Below are 18352 nucleotides of genomic sequence, written 5' to 3' on the forward strand. Positions count from 1 at the left end.
ACTAGCGGCGGTGTTGGGCTACTGCGGTGGCCGTGGCCTCTTCGCCGTCGGCCGTGAGGCCCGTGATCACTCCGTCGACGTCCGCCTCCGGCCGGTTCTGGCTGAGCTTGAACTTCGCCTCGATCCGCTTGATCGCGATCTCCACGCCGACGATCGCACGCAACTGCCCACTCACGAACTTCTCCGGCGCATCGTCCACCGACCACGGTTCCGCCCGGCCCGCCTCGTGCAGATCGGACAGCCGCCGTACGACGTTCTCGACCCAGGCCGGATCGTCGTACACGGTCATCGTCCCGTGTACGTGGGCGGTGATGTAGTTCCAGGTCGGGACCACTCGGCCGTGTTCGCGCTTGGAGGCGTACCAGGCCGGCGAGACGTACGCGTCCGGTCCGCGCACGATCACCAGCGCGTCCACGAGCACAGGCTGCTTCCAGTGGTCGTTGTTGCGGGCGAAGTGCCCGAGCAGGACGTTCCTGGAGCGGTCGTAGATGAACGGCAGCATGGTCGCCACCAGTCCGTCCGGGGTCATGGTCACCAGGTCGGCGGCACGGTGGCGGGCGAGCAGTTCGTGCATCGCCTCGTCGTCGGCGGCGAAGTGCGCGGGAACATACATGCAGGGATCCTTGTCGATGGCGAACAGCCCCAGTCTCCCTCGCGCCGGCCGCCCGGCGACAGGTCCATTCCGGTCAGGCTTCGCCCGGGCCACTCAGTGCAGGACTTCGTGCGTCCACTCGGCGCGCGGCTGAATGTGCAGGCGCCAGTACTGCTCGGCGATGCCGTCCGGGTCCCACGCCCCGCCGGGTGACACCCCTCCGGCGACCGTGACGGTGGCTGCGTGCACGCCCGCGGCGCCGTACTGCTGGTCGAGCAGTGTCACCAGCGTGCGTACGCCGGCCTTGCCCAGCGACAGGCTGGCGTAGTTCGGCTTCGGCTCGGGCATCCCGCCGGTGATGATGAACGTGCCGCTGCGCCGCTGCGCCATCGCCGGTACGACGTGCGCCGCGGTGGTGATCGCACCGACCACGTTCACCGCCCACGCGTCCAGGTGCTCCCGCACGGTCAGCTCACCGATCGCGTCCGGCTGGATGATCGCGGCGTTGTAGACGACCACGTCCGGTACGCCGTACTCCTCGGCCACTCGATCGAGCGCGGCTCGCAGGCCGACCTCGTCCGTGCTGTCAGCCTTCGCCGTGAACACCTCGGCACCCGGCAGCGCATCGGCCGCGCCCTTCAGCGTCTGCTCGGACCGCGCGATCAGCCCGGCGCTCATTCCCTCCCGCACGAACCGCTTCGCTACCGCGACGCCGATCCCGGGGCCGACTCCGACAATCACCACTCCTGCCATGCGACGACCGTATGACCTGACATCAATGTCAGAGTCAAATCAGGACCGCAGTTTGGCGGCGTACTCGTAGTCGCGGCGCCAGTCGCCGGAGGGTGCGAGGATCACTCGTTCGGTGCCGGCTGCCGCGTAAGCCTGGAGTTGGTCGGCCGCTCGCGACGGGTCGGCGTCGAGCTGCGGCGCCACGACCGTTGCCTTCAGCGGCGGACGGTCGTGGTCCGAGGCGAGTTTGTTGATCTGGGCAAGGTTCGCGCGGATCTCCGTCGGCGACATCGCGATCGTCGCCCATCCGTCGCCGTACCGGGCCGCCCGGCGGATGGCCGGCTTACCGTTGCCTGCGACAACGATCGGAGGGACTGCGGAACCCGGTGCGAGCTTCGCTTGGAGCCCGTCCGCGAGCACCGCGGGCCGGCCGGCGATCAGATCCGGCAGCACCTTCAATGCCTCGTCCGTGAGCCGGCCGCGGTCCGCGAACTCCACGCCCGCCGCCCGCCAGCCGATGTCGCCGTGGGCCGGATTCCCTGTGCCCACACCAAGAACGAGCCGGTTACCCGACACCAGTTGCAGCGTATTGACCTGCTTGGCTGCCCACGCCACCGGCCGCAGTGCCAGCAGCATCACGTTGAACCCGACCGTGATCCGCTCGGTCACCGCCGCCGCGGTCGCGAGCACCACCGTGCTGTCCAGCATCGGTGCACTCGCGATCAGATGATCCGTGGACCACACGGAATCCAGCCCGATCTCCTCCGCGAACCGGGCGCTCTCCCGTACGTCGCCCAGAATCGGCCGCGACGGATCCGGCGTCGACGTCGGCAGGATCACTCCGATCTCAAGTCCCATACCAGCCGCAACTCGTCCCTCTCCACCGCTATTCCAGCACCGTGGGATGCTGGGGCATGACCTCGCTGTTCGCCGACGCCAACCGTGTGCAGAAGGCATTGCGCAGCTTCGCCGCGAGCAGCACGGGTGCGTGGTTCTTCAGCCGTACGGCGCACCATCTCGATAGCGCACTCGCGCGGGCTACCAAGGGGCGCAGGACGGTGGCGGGTGTCGTCTTCGGCGTACCGACGGTGCTTCTGACCACCACTGGCGCCAAGACCGGGCAGCCGCGGTGCGTGCCTGTGCTCGGCGTACCGTACGGCGCCTTCCTGGGCCTGATCGCCTCGAACTGGGGCCAGGCGACGCACCCAGCTTGGTCCTACAACCTGAAGGCCAACCCCGACGCCGAGGTCTCCGTCGACGGCAACCCGCATCCGGTCCGCGCCCGGCTGGCGACCCCGGCCGAACGCGACGAGATCTGGTCTGCCGGCCTCGCCTACTACCCGGGCTGGCGCAACTACGAGGTCCGCGCCGGCACCCGCCACATCGAAGCCTTCGTCCTCGACCGCCGCGTACCGTGACGGGATGGACGCCGCACCACGAATCCGCCCTCGGCGCACCGGTCTGGCCGACCGAGCCGGGTGAGCAGACGCCCACGGTCCACCTCGACAACCTCGACACCGCCGTCGCCTGGGCCACCGCGTGCGGCGCGACACTGGCTCCCGTCCAGCCCAACCCGTCCGCCCACCGCGTCGTACTCGACCCGGAAGGCCACCCGATCTGCCTCTGTCTGGTTAGCTCTTCACCGGCCAGAGGACCTCGATCAGATGGTCGTCGGGCAGCAGGTTCCAGGTGGGGTTGGTGTGATAGATCCACCGAGGCAGTCCGACCCGGATCAGGCCGGCCTCGTCTGTCTGCTGGATGAGGTGCTGGACAACAGCCTGGCCTGCGGTCAGGTGAATGTTGTCGCGATACACGACCGAGACGGCCTCGGTGGCAGGCTGCACCAGCGCCTCGACTCGTCCCCTCGGCGTACCGAGCCGATCAACCGGCACGACGCTCTCGCCGTGGACCAACCCGGCCTCGTCCGGCTCGCCCACACAGATGTACGGCGCCCCAGCCTGCTCCAGCTGCTGAGCCTCGCGCACCCGGCGGATCTCCTCGAGGTCCACTCCTGCACCCGAGTCCGGATCCGACGAATCCCAGACAGCGCGGATACACAACACCGGCTGCGCGAGTAGTGATCTCCGCACCATCATGCGCGCCATCCTCACCCTTCACCCAAGGGCAGGGTCAAGGATCCCGAGATATTCATTGACAAGAATATTCTTGGTGATGAATACTTCGAGGCATGGACCAGATCGCATCAGCTCTTGGCGACGGCGCACGGTGGCGCATCGTCGAGCTGCTCGCCGAGCGACCACGGTCCGTCGGCGAACTGGCCGAGCTGACCGGCCTGCGCCAGCCGCAGACCACCAAGCACCTCCAGACCCTGAGCCGGGCCGGCCTGGTCACGGTCACCCCGCTCGGACAACGCCGCGTCTACGCCCTCGAGGCCACGCCACTGCGGTACCTCGAACGCCGGCTGGGTGAGCTGGTCGGAGCGATCGAGGCGCACGCGGGCGATCGAGTCGTGATCGCGCGGCACCGCGCCTCGATCGACGCCGAGTCCGCGATCGCGGACCGGGAGCGCTGGGCGGACGGACGGACCTTCTCGTTCGAACGCATCCTGGCCGCGGCGCCGGACGTCGTCTGGCAGCACTGGGTCGATCCGGACCTGCTCGCAACCTGGTGGGCGCCGCCGTCGGTCACGATCGCCGACTGCATCCTCGAGTCGAAGGCCGGCGGTCGCGCGGTCCTCGACTACCGCGACGGCGAGCAGCTCTACCGCTCGCGTGGACAGGTCCACACCGCTGACGAAGCCTCACACCTCGTCTTCGATCTGAGGTTGCTGGACGACTCCGACGCGGTCTCCTTCCACAGCGAGTACGACGTACGGTTCGCGGCGGTCCCCGAGGGCACCCGGCTGCAGGTCGACGTACGCATCAACGAGACGACCGTCGACGCCGTCCCATACATCGCCGGCATCGCCACCGGCTGGGGTCAGGTCCTCGACAACCTCACCGATCGCATCAACGACAAAGGAGCAGACAGATGAGTGAACGCAAGGTACGAGCCAACATCAGCCTCACCCTCGACGGCCGGTACAACGGTCCTGGCGGCCCTGGTGACCTCGGCGCGATCGTCCCGTACGCCGTCACTGATGTCGCGCGTGACCACCTCACCCGCATCTGGGAAGGCTCGACGACAGCACTGCTCGGCCGGGTGAACGCCGAGGGTTTCATGGGCTGGTGGCCTCCGCTCGCCGACGACGAGACCGCCGATCCGCGCGATCGCGGCTACGCGAAGTGGCTCCGCGACACCGAGAAGGTGGTCCTCTCGACCACGCTGACCGAAGCACCCTGGGAGCGCACCCGCATCGTGAACGCGCCCGCCGCCGACGTCGTCGCCGAACTCAAGGCCGACGGCGAAGGCGACATCCTCGTCAACAACAGCACCACCGTCATCAAGCCCCTCCTGGCCGCCGACCTCCTCGACCGCCTCTACCTGATCATCACCCCCGAAATCGCCGGCAACGGAGACCGCCTCTTCGACGACGATCTCCCCGCCTCCAAATGGACCCTCGCCCGCCAAGACACCGGCAACCTCGGCGAACTAGCCCTCATCTACGACCGCACCCGCTGACTTGCTTGCGCGGAGTGAGTTGGTCACGGGGAGGTTTGGCCGCCGATGGGGTCGCGAACGAGCACGCCTGACCGATGTTCCTGTTCGTCGCGGACGTACTCGGTCAGGTCGTCGACGGCCAAGCCGGCCGAGATACGCCGTACCGAACACCAGCGGTGCCACCGAGTCGACCATCAGCATCAACGGATGTACTTCGACCACGACGAGCCTGCCGCCGGGTCGCAGTACTCGAGCCGCTCCGCCCAATCACGCGTCCAGCGAGGCGATCCAGCACAGCGATCCGTACGACGCGAAGACGACATCGACGGGCTTCTCCGCGGGCCGGTCGACGGTTTGGATCTGCTCCAGTACGTCGACTCTCCGGTCGTGTGGACCTCGGCCAGCCGATCCCACAACTGCCTGTTCACCTCGAGCTCCGCGTTCTCGTCCGTCATGCAGCCCACCATGACGACCTCGGGCTCCGGTGTCACCCGTTGACGGTCAGAGGTTGTCAGGTCTAACCTGACAACTTGTCAGGGTGGTCCTGACAGGTTGGGAGAGCGTCATGCCGGACAACGTGATGCGTTGCTCGTTCTGCGGGAAGGCCAAGGACGAGGTGAGCCGGCTCATCGCCGGTCCCGGGGCGTTCATCTGCAACGAGTGCGTGGTCCTGTGCGAACAGCTGATCGGCGGCCAGCCCATGGCGACGTTCCCGCCGCTCGACGGTAAGACCGACGACGAACTCCTCGCCGAGATGGTCCAACTGGACGCCTCCCGCAACCAGGTCGAAGCCGCCGTCCACGACCGCGTCCAACTCCTCCGCACCCGCTCCGTCACCTGGGCCAGAATCGGCGAAGCCCTCGGCACCACCCGCCAATCAGCCTGGGAACGCTTCTCCAACGAGGCATAGCCCGTAACCAGCAGGCTTCGGAAGCCGCGCGACACAGACGTTCTCGGCGCAAGCAAGGAACGCGGCGGGCGGGAGAGCGGCCGCGCAATATGCGACGGATGGAGCGCGCGTGGGGGAGATACGCGAAAGGCCGGTCTCCGTCGGGAGACCGGCCTGTCGTGTGGTGGAGACGAGGGGACTTGAACCCCTAACCCCTGCCTTGCAAAGGCAGTGCTCTGCCAGTTGAGCTACGCCCCCGTGGGGGTATTGGTCAGCGGCCCGGGGTGACCGGGTCGACGGCCTCGGCCCAGAGGTCCTTCTCGGCGCGGGACTGCTGGGTCTTCTTGTAGGCGAAGTATCCACCGATGCCGGCGACCAGCACCAGCAGGATCTTTCTCAGCACCGGGACTCCTCGGATCGGGGTTTCGCCATGGGGATGGTGGGCCTAACTGGACTTGAACCAGTGACCTCTGCCTTATCAGGGCAGCGCTCTAACCGTCTGAGCTATAGGCCCGCGTTCTGCGGGATCGAACCCGGGAGAGATTACCGCACCAAGTGCCCCTCTCCCAAACCGGTTCCGGTCAGGCCCACGCGGGGCCCGACCGGAGACACGGGTACGTCGTCAGTCCTCCGACGCCAGCGTGACTTCGAGGCCGCCGAGCAGCGTGGCGGCGATGTTGTAGAGGAAGGATCCGAGCGTCGCGAGCGCGGTGATGATGAGTACGTCGGCACACGCCAGCAGCGTGGTGAATCCCATCACCTTTCCGGTGTTGATGTAGTTCTCGATCCGGAACGGTTCGGCGGTCGGCGTACCCAGAACTTCCTGGACCGTGTTGTTGATGTTGTCGAACACGCCGGCCGCGCCGATCGCGGACCAGACGATGAACACCGCGACCCAGGTGACGATGCCGAACGCGATCGACAGCAGGAACGCCGTCTTCATCACCGACCACGGGTCGATCCGGGACATCCGCAGCCGGGCCTTGCGGGTCTGCGGCCGGTGCGACGCCTTCGGGGTCTTCTCGGCCTTGGCCGAGAGCCTGCTCTCGGTCTTCTCCGGCTTGGCGGTCTTCGGCGACGAAACCGACGCAGCCTTGTCGAGCACCGCCTGACGCGCCGCGCTGAGCCGGTCACCCAACGTCTCGGTCTTGGCCGGCTCGTCGGTCAGCCCGTACGACGATGCCGCCGGCCCAGTGGCTCGCGGTGCACCTGTCGCACCGGGGGACCAGGGCTCGGGGCGGCCAGGCGTACTCGGACCGGGCGCCACCTGGCCCGGGCGCTGCTGCTGTGGGCGGACCGGCTGCTGCTGAGGCGGCCGAGCGGTCTGGCCAGGCAGGGGAGCGCCACCCGGCGCGGCGCCGGGTCGCTGCTGCGGCCGGTACTCACTGGCCCGCTGGCCGTTCGGAGCACCTGTTCTCGGCTGGCCGTTGGAACGACCGTTGGAGGCCGGGTCGGCCGGTGGCGTGGACTGCTCCCGGCCTTGCGCCGGCCGCTGGGTCTTGGAGCTGTCCGCCGCACCGTCTGGCCATGTCGGCCTCGCGCGGTTGGTCATCAGTCACCCTCCTGGCCGGCTTCGTCGTCTTCGACGGTAGCCGCGCCGTCGACGTCCGTCGAACGCTGGTCACCATTGTTGACGCCCTCAGGGGTGGATTCGGTTGTCGATCCGTCCACATCCTGGGCACCTTCGGAGGGTGTACCCGCTTCGGCGCCGTCGGATTCCTCGGCGTCGAGGTCTCCGTCGAGTTCGCCGTTCACGGTCAGGTCGGTGTTCCGGGCGATCGCGACCACAGCGTCGGACTCTCCGACGCCGGCGAACCGGACGCCCATCGTGTCGCGGCCCTTCACCGGCACGCTGTCGACCCGGCTGCGGACGACCTGGCCGCTGGCCTTGATCGCCAGCACCTGGTCCTCGGCGACCACGATGATCGCGCCGACCAGCGAACCGCGCTCGTCGTTCAGCTTGACCGCCTTGATGCCGAGGCCGCCGCGGCCCTGCTGGCGGTACTCCGAGACCCGGCTGCGCTTGGCGTACCCGGCGTCGGTGACAGTGAAGACGTACTGCGTCTCCTCGTCGGCACCGGCCCGGATCACCGACATCGAGAGCAGCTCGTCGCCGGAGCGGAACTTCATCCCGGTCACGCCGGAGGTGGCCCGACCCATCGGGCGGAGCTGCTCGTCGTTCGCGGTGAAGCGGATCGACTGACCCTTGCGGGACACCAGCAGCAGGTCGTCCTCGGCAGTGGCCAGGTCGGCGCCGATCAGCTCGTCGTCCTCCTCGCGGAAGTTCACCGCGATGATGCCGCTCTGCCGGGCCGAGTCGTAGTCGGTCAGGGCCGTCTTCTTGACCAGGCCCTTCTTGGTCGCGAGCACCAGGTAGTCGGACTGCTCGTAGTCCCGCAGCGTCAGTACCTGCGCGATCTGCTCGTCCGGCTGGAACGAGAGCAGACCCGCCACATGTGAGCCCTTGGCATCCCGAGCCGACTCGGGCAGCTGCCACACCTTGGCCCGGTAGACCCGGCCCTTGGTGGTGAAGAACAGCATCCAGTGGTGGTTCGTGGTGGCGAAGAAGTGGCTGATCTCGTCCTCTGCCCGCAGCGCAGCGCCGCGGACGCCCTTGCCGCCACGGTTCTGGGTCCGGTACAGGTCGGTCTTGGTCCGCTTCGCGTACCCGCCGCGGGTGATGGTGACGACGACGTCCTCGTCCGGCACCAGGTCCTGCACCGACAGGTCGCCGTCGGCCGCGATGATTTCGGTCCGCCGCTCGTCGCCGTACCGGTCGACGATCTCGGCGAGCTCGTCCTTGACGATCGTGCGCTGCCGCTCCGGGCTGGCCAGGATGTCCTCGAGGTCGGCGATGATCGCCTCGAGCTCCTGCAACCGCTCGATGATCTTCTGCCGTTCCAGGGCGGCCAGCCGGCGCAGCTGCATGTCCAGGATCGCCTGGGCCTGGATCTCGTCGATCTCCAGCAGCTCGATCAGGCCGGTGCGGGCCTCGTCGACGTCGGGGCTGCGCCGGATCAGCGCGATCACCTCGTCGAGGGCGTCCAGCGCCTTCACGTAGCCCCGGTAGATGTGCGCGTTCTTCTCGGCCTCACGCAGGCGGAACCGGGTCCGCCGCTGGATGACCTCGATCTGGTGGTCGATCCAGTGGCTGATGAACAGGTTCACGCTGAGCGTGCGCGGTACGCCGTCGACCAGCGCAAGCATGTTGCAGCCGAAGGTGTCCTGCAGCTGCGTGTGCTTGTAGAGGTTGTTCAGTACGACGCGTGGCTGGGCGTCCCGCTTCAGTACGATCACGAGCCGCTGCCCGGTCCGCGACGAGCTGTCGTCGCGGATGTCGGCGATGCCGTTGACCTTGCCGGTGTTCACCAGCTCGGCGATCTTCTGCGCCAGGTTGTCCGGGTTGACCATGTACGGCAGCTCGGTGACGACCAGGCTGGTACGGCCCTTCGAGTCCTCCTCGATGTCGACGACCGCGCGCATGGTGACCGAGCCGCGGCCGGTGCGGTAGGCGTCGTCGATGCCCTTGTAGCCGACGATCAGCGCGCCGTTCGGGAAGTCCGGGCCCTTGATGTGCTGCAGGCAGGCGTCGAGCAACTCCTCCGGGGTCGCGTCCGGGTGCTCCAGCGCCCAGTCGACCGCGGCCGCGACCTCGCGCAGGTTGTGCGGCGGGATCTGCGTCGCCATCCCGACCGCGATACCGGACGAGCCGTTCACCAGCAGGTTCGGGAAGCGGGCCGGCAGGATCACCGGCTCCTGCGACTTGCCGTCGTAGTTGGCCCGGAAGTCGACCGTGTCCTGGTCGATGTCGCGGACCATCTCCATCGCCAGCGGCGCCATCCGGCACTCGGTGTACCGCATCGCGGCCGCCGGGTCGTTGCCCGGGGAACCGAAGTTGCCCTGGCCCTGGATCAGCGGCGCCCGCATCACCCACGGCTGCGCCAGCCGGACCAGGGTGTCGTAGATCGCCGAGTCGCCGTGCGGGTGGTACTGACCCATCACGTCACCGACGACGCGAGAACACTTGTTGAAACCACGGTCCGGCCGGTAGCCGCCGTCGTACATCGCGTAGAGGATGCGCCGGTGCACCGGCTTCAGGCCGTCGCGGACCTCGGGCAGTGCGCGGCCGACGATGACCGCCATCGCATAGTCGAGGTACGACTGCTGCATCTCGGTCTGCAGGTCGAGGGGCTCGACCCGGTCGTGGCCCGGAGTGGTGGGGGTCTCGGTCATGAAAAGCTCGTCCCGTTCAAGTCAGTACGTCGGTCGATGGCGCCGGCGGATCGTGGCCCGGGGCAACGGGCCACGGATCCATCAGATGTCGAGGAAGCGAACGTCCTTGGCGTTGCGCTGGATGAAACTGCGCCGCGCCTCGATGTCGTCGCCCATCAGCGTCTGGAACGTCTCGTCGGCGCGGACCGCGTCGTCCAGGGTGATCTGCAGCAGCACCCGGTTCGCCGGGTCCATCGTGGTCTCCCACAGCTCGTTCGCGTTCATCTCGCCCAGACCCTTGTAGCGCTGGATCGGGTTCTCCTTGGGCAGCTTCCGGCCCGCCTCGGCGCCGGCCTCGAGCAGTCCGTCGCGCTCCCGGTCGGTGTACGCGAGCTCGTCGGCGTGGTTGCTCCAGCGGATCTTGTACAGCGGCGGCTGCGCGGCGTACACGTGCCCCCGCTCGATCAGCGGCCGCATGAACCGGAACAGCAGCGTCAGCAGCAGGGTCCGGATGTGCTGGCCGTCGACATCGGCGTCGGCCATGATCACGATCTTGTGGTACCGGAGCTTGTCCTCGTCGAAGTCCTCGTGGATGCCGGTACCGAGGGCGGAGATGATCGCCTGGACCTCGTTGTTCTGCAGGACCTTGTCGATCCGGGCCTTCTCGACGTTCAGGATCTTGCCGCGGATCGGCAGGATGGCCTGGAACTTCGGGTCCCGGCCGCCCTTCGCGGAGCCACCGGCCGAGTCACCCTCGACGATGTAGACCTCGCACTCCTCCGGGTTGGTCGACTGGCAGTCGGCCAGCTTGCCGGGCAGACCGCCGCCACCCAGCAGACCCTTGCGGTTGCGGGCCAGGTCGCGCGCCTTCCGGGCGGCGATCCGGGCGCTCGCGGCCGCGGTCGCTTTGCGGATGATCTCGCGACCCTCCTGCGGGTTCTGCTCGAACCAGGCGCCGAGCCGGTCGTTCACGACCCGCTGGACGAAACCCTTGACCTCGGTGTTGCCGAGCTTGGTCTTGGTCTGGCCCTCGAACTGCGGCTCGGCGAGCTTGACCGAGATGATCGCGGTCAGGCCCTCCCGGATGTCGTCACCGGTGAGCCGGTCCTCCTTCTTCTTGATCATGCCCTGGTCCTCGCCGAACGAGTTGACCAGTGAGGTCAGCGCGGCCCGGAAGCCTTCCTCGTGCGTACCACCCTCGTGGGTGTTGATCGCGTTCGCGAAGGTGTGCACGGACTCCTGGAAGGAGCCGCTCCACTGCAGCGCGACCTCGAGGCTCATGCTGTTCTCACCGTTGGCCGCGGCCTCGAACGAGATCACGTCGCGGTGCACGGTCTCCCGGATGCCGGTCAGGTACTTCACGTAGTCGACCAGGCCGTTGTCGGCCTTGAAGGACTGCTCGACCGGGTGACCGTCCTCGGTGTGGTCGGGACGCTCGTCCCGGATCACGATCTCCAGGCCCTTGTTCAGGAAGGCCATCTCACGGAATCGGGTGGTCAGCGTCTCGTACGAGTACGTCGTGGTCTCGAAGACGTCGGGGTCGGCCCAGAACGTCACGGTGGTCCCGTTCGAGTCCGACGTACCGATCTCGGCGAGGTCCTCGTCCGGGACGCCGTGCGTGAAGGACTGCGTGTACAGCTTGCCCTTCAGCTTCACGTCGACGCGGAGCTTGGTGGACAGCGCGTTCACGACGGAGACACCGACACCGTGCAGACCACCGGAGACCTTGTACCCACCGCCGCCGAACTTGCCGCCGGCGTGCAGGACGGTCAGTACGACGGTGACGGCCGGCTTGCCCTCGGACTCGACGATGTCGACCGGGATACCGCGGCCGTTGTCCTCGACGCTGACGGCGCCGTCGGGCAGCAGGGTGACGACGATGCGGTCGCCGAACCCGGCCATCGCCTCGTCCACGGCGTTGTCGACCACCTCGGTGACGAGATGGTGCAGACCACGCTCACCGGTGGACCCGATGTACATTCCAGGACGCTTCCGGACCGCGTCCAGACCCTCCAGGACCTGGATCGCACTCGCGTCGTACTCGCGGTCGACGACGTTCGACGGGATCGCGTCGAGCATCGCGGGAAGTTCACCGCTGTCGGGTGCGACGGTGCCGATGGGGTCGGCGGACTGGTTGGCGTCGATCTCGGTCGGCTCGTCGGTCACCGGCTGTTGTCCTCCTCGGACCCCGCGTTCGCGAGGCATCGCTGCACAGTGGAAACCGCCCCCTACAGTGTTGTCAGAGGCGCGGCTCGCTCTACAGGCTCCATCTTACCTGTCGACCGAAGCAGAACCTGCCACCAGGCGCCTGAAACTCGGGTCAGGGCGTCTTTTCTCCCTCGTCGCCATGTCCCCTCTCGCGGGTGGGGGGCCGGAAAGCGCTCAAGGCCGCTCAGTGGCCTCCGGTCGGTTCACCACTGTCCGTCTGGGAACCGAGACGATCCACACCGGTACAGACCGGTTCAACAGACCGGGCCGAGCGCGGACGAGGCGGTCCGTCGCGCACCCCATCGCCCTTAGGATCGCTGCCGTGGAAAGTCTCGACGACGTCATCGACGCCATGATCGCGGAGCGGGTGATCCACCGGCATCGGCGCAAGTGGCTGATCGCGATCGCCCTCGTGGTCGTCCTGGCCCTGATCGTCCTGGCCACCGGTGGGTGGAAGGAGAAGAAGGGCCGGACCGTGCCGACGCTGACTGCGCCGGTGACGGTGACGTCCGGCAAGTGGGAGTACAACTTCACCAAGGCCGAGATCGTCCAGCACCCGAAGAAGGAGTACTCGCCGGCCGAGGCCGAGCTGCTGGTGTACTTCGACCTGAAGAACATGGACGACGAACAGGACACCAGCGACTCCCTGGACGGCCGGTTGCTCCGCCTGGTGCCCGGCGACGGCAAGGATCTGGTCGAGTCCAACGGTGCGACCTGCCGCGGGCAGATCGGCTGGGTCGTCGTCTTCGGTCTCCCACCGGTCAGTTGCGTCACCGAGTTCGACGTACCGCCGGACTTCACCGCCGACATGGTCGAGATCGGCGTCCTCGGCGAGCGCTTCGAGTCCGACCAAGGCTTCCTCGGCGCGAACGAGGACCCGTACTGGCAGCAGCCGGAAGCGGATGCGGTGGTCCAGATCAAGCCGACCGTCGTCGTCGACAACGGGGAGAAGAAGTGAAGCTGTATCGCCCCGCCACCGTCCTGGTCGGTGTCCTGTTCATCCTGCTCGGTGGACTGACCCGGCTCGCCACCCCGGACCACGTGTACGAGAAGCAGAACATGGAGGTCGTGCACGGCACGATCGGCGAGAAGCTCCCGTACGGCGACTCGTCGGTGACCATCACCCGGATGAAGTTCGCCAAGACGGTGCTGGAGAGCGGCGCCGGTGAGGACGACGAGCCGATCGAGACCGACGGCGTGTTCGTCGCGCTCGAGTGGGACGCCGTCCGCGGGGTCACGGAGCCGCTGTCGGCCAACCCGACATTGCGTGCCGACGGCGGCACCATCTACCGGCCGCTGGGCGTCACCGAGTCCGGCCTCGACTTCCCGGACCCCGGGTTCGCCCAGATCGGCGCCGTCGTCTTCGAGGTCAACCCGTCGGATCTGAAGGGTCTGACGCTCCGGCTCGATCCCGCGCCGCTGTACAACGTCCTGTACGTCGCCATCGACGTCGACCTCGGCATCCCGAGTGAAGATGTGGCTCAGCGGCTCGTCGACGGAGCCGCGGCTCAGTACGTGTTCGGGAACCGCGAGGTGAGGGTGGCGTGACGATGACCAGGCATCGCGCGGTCCGCTGGGGTGTGCAGCTCGCGCTGCTGCTCGCGCTGCTGTCGACGAGTTCCTTCCTGATGCTGCGGGACTACATCGACAACGACGAGGAGTTGTTCGACGAGGGCCGGGTCACCGAGGTGGTCAAGCAGGGCCCGGTGACGATCGGCGACGTCGAGTGGAAGCTGGACTCGCTGGAGACCTACACCACCCTCGTCAACGACGAGGGCGAGGAGATCTCGCTCGACGACAAGCCGGCCGGCTCGGTCATCGTGGTCGCGAAGATGACGGTGACGCCGCTCGACGGCCTGTACATGAAGGAGAACGGCTTCAGCTGCTCGGCCAACCTGCGCGACGACCGCGGCAACCTCTGGCAGACCAAGCAGCCGTTCAAGTTCGCGCTGCCGACGTACTGCACGAACGAGGACCAGCCGTTCTACCGGAACAAGCCGGGAGTACTCGCCGGCGTGTATGTCGTCCCCGAGTCGGCCGTCCCGCATCTGACCGGCGTCGTCGTACAGAACCTGGCCGAGCGCCGGCGCATCATCCTCACTCCCTGACAGGGGAGCCGGCGCTCAGGCGTTGACCGGCTCTTTGTCCACCTCGTTCGTCTCCGCCTTGGCCGCTTCCGCCTCGGCGGCCTCGGCGCGACGCCGGGCTCCGACCGAGATGCAGAGGTCGAATGCGGCCGCCAGCAAGGCGATCCGCAACGGTTCGAAGATGAGGCTCTGGCCCAGGTCGGCGATCTCGTGGACCATCAGTCCCCAGTGCATGGTCTCCGGTCCGATCGCGCGCTGGATCAGGACGAAGGCCCAGTCGCTGCCGAGCAGCCAGAACGTGTAGACCATGCAGACGACGCCGAGGAACACCGGACCGACCCGGACCAGCAGCCGGAACGCGTTCAGCGTCGGGTAGAACTTCTCCCGCAGTCCGCCGAGCACCAGGTTCGGAGCTTTGTTGGTGAGGGCAACGATCCGGTTCGGCTGCGGTGCCTCCTGCTCGAGCTGACCGCCGAAGCGGCGCTCGACCCGGGTGCCCTTGAAGACGCCGCCACTGGTCAGCACCCGGTGACCGAAGACGACGGTCGTGATCGCGAGCCAGGTCAGCGGTTCCGCGACGCCGAGCTTGAACAACGGCCAGAGGCTCTCCCAGAAGAAGCCCCAGAGGAACTCGATCCCGGCCGGGATCGGGATGTGGATCCCCGCGAAGAAGTCCTTCAGCCCGTCCCACCAGTCCAGCGACCAGTACCAGAACGAGCGCTCGCTGATCCAGCCCTTGGCGTCCTCGACCGCGAACGGCGTGACGACGACCGTGATCAGCAGGAAGAACGCCTCGGCCCAGACCTGGACGAACTTCGCCGGCCGGCTCGGCCAGCGGTCGTCGACCGCCTCGATCACCCGGCGCAGGACCAGCAGGATGACGATCGCCGGCAGGTACTTGTGCCACTGGCCGCCGCCGAGCTCGAAGAAGGACGCGCCCGACTGCAGACCGCGCTGGACGTTGTTCGTGGACGTCAGCGATCCGATCTGGTCCTCGAGGAATCCCCAGGCCGACCACACTGCGACCAGCGGCAGCAGGGTGACGGCCAGCAACTCCATCACGCCTTGCTGCGTCGGGTCGGAGGTCTCCTCGCTCTTGTTGGACGCCGCGTCACGCCAGCGGTAGAGCGACGTCGCGCAGGTCCGGATCATGCCGACGGATGCGGCGATCTGGAGCAGCACACCGATCGAGAACACTCCGGTGCCGAGGCTCGAGTGCGCGTGCTCGTCCAGCCAGATCGCAGCCTCCACGCAGGCCTTGAAGCCGAGGAAGCCGGCCAGCCACCAGGTCGTCAGGGGCAGCAGGTTCCGCCACCAGAGCCGGAAGGTGTCTCCGATCAGGTGGACCATCTCGCGGAAACCATCGACGATCGTGCGCATCGCGCCCGATCCTAGGGGAGTTGCGGGTCGCGAGGGCAAGTTGCTCGGCAGTTGGTTCAGCCGTAGGTGTCTCGGGGGCCGCGGCCGCCGCGGATGGTGCGGGGGCCCTTGCGCCAACTGGGGGTGTGGGGTCCCTGGACGTTGACCTGCGTGACCGTGCCGTCGCCCAGTTCGGTGTTGAGGCGGCGGACCAGGTCGGGGGCGAGGAGCTTGAGCTGGGTGGCCCACGCGGTGGACGACGTACGCACGGTAAGCACCGTGTTCTCGTACGACTCCGGCGTACAGTGCTCGGCCATTTCCGGACCGACGATCGTCGGCCAGCGTGCCATCACGCCGTGTACGGCGACGTCGACCTCCCAGCCCTGGTCGCGCATCAGCCGGCCGAGCGTGTTGGTCAGCTTCTGTGGATCCCGGTCGTCCGGACGCGCGCTGCTGATCTGGGCGCCGTCGATCCGCGGCCGCCGGCGCGTCCGCTTGACCGGTTTGATCGGGCCGCTCGCGGCCTGCTGCTTCAGCCGTCCGGCGAGCGATTTCGCCAGGTCCAGTCCCTGCTTGTCGTGGTCAGCTTCGTCCGGACGCTCCGGAGCCGCCTCGCTCTCGAAGCCGCTCTCAGAGGAATCCCGGGGTTCAGGCACGCCGCACGGATCCTTCACCGACATCGAACCGGACGCCGCTGAGCTCAGCGGGGACGTCCGCGCCGACCGCCGCGGTCACCAGCACCTGCTCGGCCGGCGCGACCAGCTCCGCCAGCCGGTCCCGGCGCTGCGTGTCGAGCTCGGCGAACACGTCGTCCAGGATCAGCACCGGTTCACCCCCGTCCGCTCGAAGCAGTTCGTACGACGCCAGCCGCAGCGCGAGCGCGAACGACCACGACTCACCGTGACTCGCGTACCCCTTCGCAGGCAAGTCCCCGAGCCCGAGGACGACGTCGTCGCGATGCGGTCCGACCAGCGACACACCCCGCTCGAGCTCGTCCTGCCGCCTCTCCTGGACCGTCGCACTCAGCACCTCGGCGAGCTGCTCCCGGGACACCACACCGGGCTCGAGCAGGACCGACGACTTGTACTCCAGCCGCGCATTACCCTTGCCTCGGGCAACAGCGTCGTACGCGCCGGACACCAATGGACGCAGGGATTCCAGCAACTCCAGCCGGGTGGCGAGCAGTTCGGACCCGGCGCGGACGAGATGTGAGTCCCAGACCTCGAGCGTGCGCAACTGTCCCTCGGCGGCGCCGGACCGGTTCTGCCGGCGAGCCATCGAGGCGCTGCGCAGCAACGAGTTCCGCTGCTTGAGCACGCGGTCGTAGTCCTGCCGTACGCCGGCCATCCGCGGCGACCGCAACGTCAGCAGTTCGTCGAGGAACCGGCGTCGCTCGGACGGATCGCCCTTCACCAGGGCGAGATCCTCCGGCGCGAACAGCACCGTGCGGAGCAGGCCGAGCACTTCCCGTGGCCGCGGTACCGGCGAACGGTTCACCCGGGCCCGATTTGCCTTCCCAGGATTGATTTCCAGCTCGACGACCACGTCGCGGTCGTACTGGCTGCGGATCTCGGTCCGGACGATCGCCCTGGTGGCCCCGGCCCGGACCAGTGGCGCGTCCGTCGCGACCCGGTGCGACCCGAGGGTCGCGGTGTAGTGGATCGCCTCGACCAGGTTGGTCTTGCCGTGGCCGTTCGGCCCGACGAAGGCGGTCACGCCCGGGGCGAGCCCGACCTCCGCCTGCGCGTAGGACCGGAAGTCGAGCAGACCCAGGGCGGTGACATACACCTCAGTGCTTGGGCGGTGTCGCGTACGACGGGTCCGCGGCCTCGGCGCCCTTCACCGCGTGACCGCCGAACTGGTTGCGCATCGCGGCGATCGCCTTCATCGCCGGCGAGTCCTCCTGCCGGGAGGCGAACCGGGCGAACAGCGCGGCCGAGATGGCCGGCATCGGCACCGCGTGGTCGATCGCGGCCTCGACGGTCCACCGGCCCTCACCGGAGTCGTCGGCGTACCCGCGGATCTTGGCCAGGTGGCTGTCGTCCTTCAGCGAGGCGACCAGCAGGTCGAGCAGCCAGGACCGGATCACGGTGCCCTCGCGCCAGGACTCGAACGCCTCCGGCACGTTCTCCACGACATCGGCGGCCTCGAGGAGTTCGTAGCCCTCGGCGTACGCCTGCATGATCCCGTACTCGATGCCGTTGTGGACCATCTTCGAGAAGTGCCCGGCGCCGACCTTGCCGGCGTGCACGAAACCGAACTCACCCTCGGGCTTGAGCGCCTCGAAGATCGGCATCACGACATCGACGGTGTCCTTGTCGCCACCGCACATCAGGGCGTAGCCGTTCTCCAGGCCCCAGACGCCACCGGACACACCGCAGTCGACGAAACGGATGTCCTTTTCGGCGAGCTGAGCGGCCCGGCGGGTGTCGTCGGTCCAGCGGCTGTTGCCGCCGTCGATCACGATGTCGCCGGGGGAGAGCAGGTCGGAGAGCTCCGTGACGACCGCGTCGATCGCCTGCACCGGCACCATGATCCAGACCACCTTGGGCTGGTCGGCGGTCAGCTTGCCGACCATGTCGGCCAGGTCCTTGGCGTCGGAGATGTCCGGGTTGTGGTCGACCCCGACCACGGTGTGGCCTGCGTTGCGGATCCGCTGGCGCATGTTGCCGCCCATCTTGCCGAGACCGACAAGGCCGAGCTCCATCGTGA

At 67.8% G+C, this 18352-nt stretch carries 20 protein-coding genes, 2 tRNA genes and 1 pseudogene; 9 read left to right on the forward strand and 14 right to left on the reverse strand.

Features of this window, described 5'->3' with window-relative positions; translation table 11 throughout:
• Nucleotide 1: 1 nt before the first annotated feature.
• The 3 genes from E0H75_RS04220 to E0H75_RS04230 form a co-directional block, all read right to left on the reverse strand.
• A complete protein-coding gene (locus E0H75_RS04220) occupies nt 2-613 on the reverse strand; it encodes an FMN-binding negative transcriptional regulator (protein WP_131511687.1) in 612 nt (203 codons plus the stop codon).
• A gap of 93 nt (nt 614-706) precedes the next feature.
• Nucleotides 707-1345 (reverse strand): SDR family NAD(P)-dependent oxidoreductase, encoded by a 639-nt coding sequence (locus E0H75_RS04225; RefSeq protein ID WP_131511688.1) that lies wholly within the window; start codon nt 1343-1345, stop codon nt 707-709.
• A 39-nt stretch (nt 1346-1384) separates the two neighbouring features.
• Entirely contained in the window at nt 1385-2182 is a 798-nt protein-coding gene (locus E0H75_RS04230; protein WP_131511689.1) for an LLM class flavin-dependent oxidoreductase, read from the reverse strand.
• Between the two features lie 56 nt (nt 2183-2238).
• On the opposite strand from E0H75_RS04230, the gene E0H75_RS04235 reads away from it, so the two are divergent.
• On the forward strand, nt 2239-2742 hold the full coding sequence (locus E0H75_RS04235) for a nitroreductase family deazaflavin-dependent oxidoreductase (protein WP_131511690.1): 504 nt from the start codon (nt 2239-2241) through the stop codon (nt 2740-2742).
• Nucleotides 2739-2939, forward strand: a pseudogene (locus E0H75_RS43905) (VOC family protein); the annotation flags it as partial. The gene E0H75_RS04235 and the pseudogene E0H75_RS43905, both read left to right, overlap by 4 nt.
• 16 nt (nt 2940-2955) lie before the next feature.
• Here E0H75_RS43905 and E0H75_RS43910 read toward each other — a convergent pair.
• A complete protein-coding gene (locus E0H75_RS43910) occupies nt 2956-3420 on the reverse strand; it encodes a GyrI-like domain-containing protein (RefSeq protein ID WP_131511691.1) in 465 nt (154 codons plus the stop codon).
• A 92-nt stretch (nt 3421-3512) separates the two neighbouring features.
• Here E0H75_RS43910 and E0H75_RS04245 point away from each other — a divergent pair, with 92 nt between their 5' ends.
• The 4 genes from E0H75_RS04245 (at nt 3513) to E0H75_RS04260 (ending at nt 5795) form a co-directional block, all read left to right on the forward strand.
• Entirely contained in the window at nt 3513-4319 is an 807-nt protein-coding gene (locus E0H75_RS04245) for a metalloregulator ArsR/SmtB family transcription factor (RefSeq protein ID WP_131511692.1), read from the forward strand.
• Entirely contained in the window at nt 4316-4906 is a 591-nt protein-coding gene (locus E0H75_RS04250; protein ID WP_131511693.1) for a dihydrofolate reductase family protein, read from the forward strand. Before E0H75_RS04245 ends, E0H75_RS04250 begins: the two co-directional genes overlap by 4 nt.
• Before the next feature lie 186 nt (nt 4907-5092).
• A complete protein-coding gene (locus E0H75_RS04255; protein ID WP_131511694.1) occupies nt 5093-5383 on the forward strand; it encodes a hypothetical protein in 291 nt (96 codons plus the stop codon).
• Between the two features lie 67 nt (nt 5384-5450).
• Nucleotides 5451-5795 (forward strand): ClpX C4-type zinc finger protein, encoded by a 345-nt coding sequence (locus tag E0H75_RS04260; protein ID WP_131511695.1) that lies wholly within the window; start codon nt 5451-5453, stop codon nt 5793-5795.
• Between the two features lie 161 nt (nt 5796-5956).
• On the opposite strand, the gene E0H75_RS04265 is transcribed toward E0H75_RS04260, so the two are convergent.
• From E0H75_RS04265 to gyrB, 6 genes are all read right to left on the reverse strand, one after another.
• Nucleotides 5957-6032 (reverse strand) — tRNA-Ala (locus E0H75_RS04265).
• A gap of 13 nt (nt 6033-6045) precedes the next feature.
• Nucleotides 6046-6177, reverse strand: a complete 132-nt coding sequence (locus E0H75_RS43915) for a DLW-39 family protein (protein WP_238162815.1) — start codon at nt 6175-6177, stop codon at nt 6046-6048.
• A gap of 34 nt (nt 6178-6211) precedes the next feature.
• Nucleotides 6212-6288: transfer RNA gene (locus E0H75_RS04270), tRNA-Ile, on the reverse strand.
• A 108-nt stretch (nt 6289-6396) separates the two neighbouring features.
• Nucleotides 6397-7326 (reverse strand): DUF3566 domain-containing protein, encoded by a 930-nt coding sequence (locus E0H75_RS04275; RefSeq protein ID WP_131511696.1) that lies wholly within the window; start codon nt 7324-7326, stop codon nt 6397-6399.
• Nucleotides 7326-9944, reverse strand: a complete 2619-nt coding sequence (gene gyrA, locus E0H75_RS04280; RefSeq protein ID WP_475009172.1) for a DNA gyrase subunit A — start codon at nt 9942-9944, stop codon at nt 7326-7328. Before gyrA ends, E0H75_RS04275 begins: the two co-directional genes overlap by 1 nt.
• Nucleotides 9945-10088: 144 nt before the next feature.
• Nucleotides 10089-12065, reverse strand: coding sequence for a DNA topoisomerase (ATP-hydrolyzing) subunit B (gene gyrB / locus E0H75_RS04285; protein ID WP_131513017.1), 1977 nt, complete (start codon nt 12063-12065; stop codon nt 10089-10091).
• A gap of 451 nt (nt 12066-12516) precedes the next feature.
• Between gyrB and E0H75_RS04290 the strand changes: the two genes are divergently transcribed.
• From E0H75_RS04290 to E0H75_RS04300, 3 genes are read left to right on the forward strand one after another with little or no spacing between them, the layout of a single operon-like run.
• A complete protein-coding gene (locus E0H75_RS04290; protein WP_131511698.1) occupies nt 12517-13152 on the forward strand; it encodes a hypothetical protein in 636 nt (211 codons plus the stop codon).
• A complete protein-coding gene (locus E0H75_RS04295; RefSeq protein ID WP_131511699.1) occupies nt 13149-13742 on the forward strand; it encodes a hypothetical protein in 594 nt (197 codons plus the stop codon). The genes E0H75_RS04290 and E0H75_RS04295 overlap by 4 nt, the downstream gene beginning before the upstream one ends.
• A gap of 2 nt (nt 13743-13744) precedes the next feature.
• On the forward strand, nt 13745-14302 hold the full coding sequence (locus E0H75_RS04300) for a hypothetical protein (RefSeq protein ID WP_131511700.1): 558 nt from the start codon (nt 13745-13747) through the stop codon (nt 14300-14302).
• A gap of 15 nt (nt 14303-14317) precedes the next feature.
• Here the strand turns inward: E0H75_RS04300 and E0H75_RS04305 are convergent, their stop codons facing one another.
• Genes E0H75_RS04305 through gnd form a run of 4 tightly spaced genes read right to left on the reverse strand, consistent with a single transcriptional unit; the run spans nt 14318 to nt 18347 of the window.
• A complete protein-coding gene (locus E0H75_RS04305) occupies nt 14318-15661 on the reverse strand; it encodes a hypothetical protein (RefSeq protein ID WP_131511701.1) in 1344 nt (447 codons plus the stop codon).
• 56 nt (nt 15662-15717) lie between these two features.
• A complete protein-coding gene (locus tag E0H75_RS04310; protein WP_131511702.1) occupies nt 15718-16296 on the reverse strand; it encodes a DciA family protein in 579 nt (192 codons plus the stop codon).
• A complete protein-coding gene (gene recF, locus E0H75_RS04315) occupies nt 16289-17428 on the reverse strand; it encodes a DNA replication/repair protein RecF (RefSeq protein ID WP_131511703.1) in 1140 nt (379 codons plus the stop codon). Before recF ends, E0H75_RS04310 begins: the two co-directional genes overlap by 8 nt.
• 1 nt (nt 17429) lies before the next feature.
• Nucleotides 17430-18347 carry a phosphogluconate dehydrogenase (NAD(+)-dependent, decarboxylating) gene (gnd, locus tag E0H75_RS04320; protein ID WP_131511704.1) on the reverse strand — a complete coding sequence of 306 codons (918 nt, stop codon included), beginning with the start codon at nt 18345-18347 and terminating at the stop codon, nt 17430-17432.
• Nucleotides 18348-18352 lie beyond the last annotated feature (5 nt).

This window comes from Kribbella capetownensis (genome assembly GCF_004331485.1).
In the GTDB taxonomy this organism is placed as follows: domain Bacteria; phylum Actinomycetota; class Actinomycetes; order Propionibacteriales; family Kribbellaceae; genus Kribbella; species Kribbella capetownensis.

Bases quoted from the DNA above. Each gene is read 5' to 3' on its own strand.
- E0H75_RS04220 (WP_131511687.1), bottom strand. From the start codon at position 613: ATGTATGTTCCCGCGCACTTCGCCGCCGACGACGAGGCGATGCACGAA.
- E0H75_RS04225 (WP_131511688.1), bottom strand. From the start codon at position 1,345: ATGGCAGGAGTGGTGATTGTCGGAGTCGGCCCCGGGATCGGCGTCGCG.
- E0H75_RS04230 (WP_131511689.1), bottom strand. From the start codon at position 2,182: ATGGGACTTGAGATCGGAGTGATCCTGCCGACGTCGACGCCGGATCCG.
- E0H75_RS04235 (WP_131511690.1), top strand. From the start codon at position 2,239: ATGACCTCGCTGTTCGCCGACGCCAACCGTGTGCAGAAGGCATTGCGC.
- E0H75_RS43910 (WP_131511691.1), bottom strand. From the start codon at position 3,420: ATGATGGTGCGGAGATCACTACTCGCGCAGCCGGTGTTGTGTATCCGC.
- E0H75_RS04245 (WP_131511692.1), top strand. From the start codon at position 3,513: ATGGACCAGATCGCATCAGCTCTTGGCGACGGCGCACGGTGGCGCATC.
- E0H75_RS04250 (WP_131511693.1), top strand. From the start codon at position 4,316: ATGAGTGAACGCAAGGTACGAGCCAACATCAGCCTCACCCTCGACGGC.
- E0H75_RS04255 (WP_131511694.1), top strand. From the start codon at position 5,093: ATGTACTTCGACCACGACGAGCCTGCCGCCGGGTCGCAGTACTCGAGC.
- E0H75_RS04260 (WP_131511695.1), top strand. From the start codon at position 5,451: ATGCCGGACAACGTGATGCGTTGCTCGTTCTGCGGGAAGGCCAAGGAC.
- E0H75_RS04275 (WP_131511696.1), bottom strand. From the start codon at position 7,326: ATGACCAACCGCGCGAGGCCGACATGGCCAGACGGTGCGGCGGACAGC.
- gyrA (WP_475009172.1), bottom strand. From the start codon at position 9,944: ATGCAGCAGTCGTACCTCGACTATGCGATGGCGGTCATCGTCGGCCGC.
- gyrB (WP_131513017.1), bottom strand. From the start codon at position 12,065: ATGCTCGACGCGATCCCGTCGAACGTCGTCGACCGCGAGTACGACGCG.
- E0H75_RS04300 (WP_131511700.1), top strand. From the start codon at position 13,745: ATGACCAGGCATCGCGCGGTCCGCTGGGGTGTGCAGCTCGCGCTGCTG.
- E0H75_RS04305 (WP_131511701.1), bottom strand. From the start codon at position 15,661: ATGCGCACGATCGTCGATGGTTTCCGCGAGATGGTCCACCTGATCGGA.
- gnd (WP_131511704.1), bottom strand. From the start codon at position 18,347: ATGGAGCTCGGCCTTGTCGGTCTCGGCAAGATGGGCGGCAACATGCGC.